General features: G+C 60.9%; 1 protein-coding gene. It reads left to right on the forward strand.

The window, feature by feature from the left end:
* Positions 1-37: 37 nt before the first annotated feature.
* The coding region (locus V2S04_RS14910; RefSeq protein ID WP_413639123.1) for a glycosyltransferase family 1 protein at positions 38-872 on the forward strand (835 nt) is incomplete at its 3' end.

Here is an 872-nt window from a genome sequence, read left to right on the forward strand (position 1 = left end):
TCGGATGCTTCTTCGGGGTCGTTCTTTCGATGTGGTGTTGGCCAATGACGTCGAGAGTGTCGGCGTTGCTAATGAGTTGGGAGCGCGTTTCGGCGTTCACGCTGATCTGCATGAGTACTCGCCGCGTCTCCACGAGGAGCATCGCAATTGGATGCGGTACATCTCCCCGTTCTATGCGTGGATGTGTCGTCGTCATGTGTCTCGCGCGTCGTCGTGGTCGACGGTGAGTAGTGGGCTGGCAGCCGAGTATGAGCGGGAGTTCGGGTTCCGGCCGATGGTGGTCACCAATGCGACACCGTTCAGGCAGGCGGTGCCGTCGGAGGCGGCTTCGCCGTTGAGGTTGGTTCACTCGGGGGCAGGCCTGAGGAATCGACAGCTGGAGTTGACGGTGGAGGCGGCGTGTGAAGTTCCCTCAGTGACGCTGGACCTCTTCCTGACTCCGAATGACCCCGCTTATGTGCAGGAATTGCGGACGTTGGCATCGCAGTCGGCAGGGCGGGTGCGCGTCCACGATCCGGTGCCATATGCGGAACTCGTCGATCGGCTGGCGGATTACGATGTCGGGATCTTCGTGCTCCCGCCGATCAACTCCAGTTACCGCTGGGCGTTGCCGAACAAGCTGTTCGATTTCATTCAAGCGCGTCTGGCTGTTGTGGTGGGGCCTTCACCGGAGATGGCATCGTACGTGTGGGACTATGGGCTTGGTGAGGTGACAGAGGGGTTCGGGGTTGCCGACATCGTGCGAACGCTGCGTGGTCTCACTGTTGATTCTGTCAACCGGTACAAGCAGGCGTCCCACGTGCACGCCGAGCCCCTGTCCGCCCAAAGCCAGGTGAAGATCTGGCGTGACGCCATCACCCGACTAGAAGAGC

It is taken from the genome of Microbacterium sp. OR21 (assembly GCF_047306785.1).
Lineage (GTDB): Bacteria > Actinomycetota > Actinomycetes > Actinomycetales > Microbacteriaceae > Microbacterium > Microbacterium esteraromaticum_E.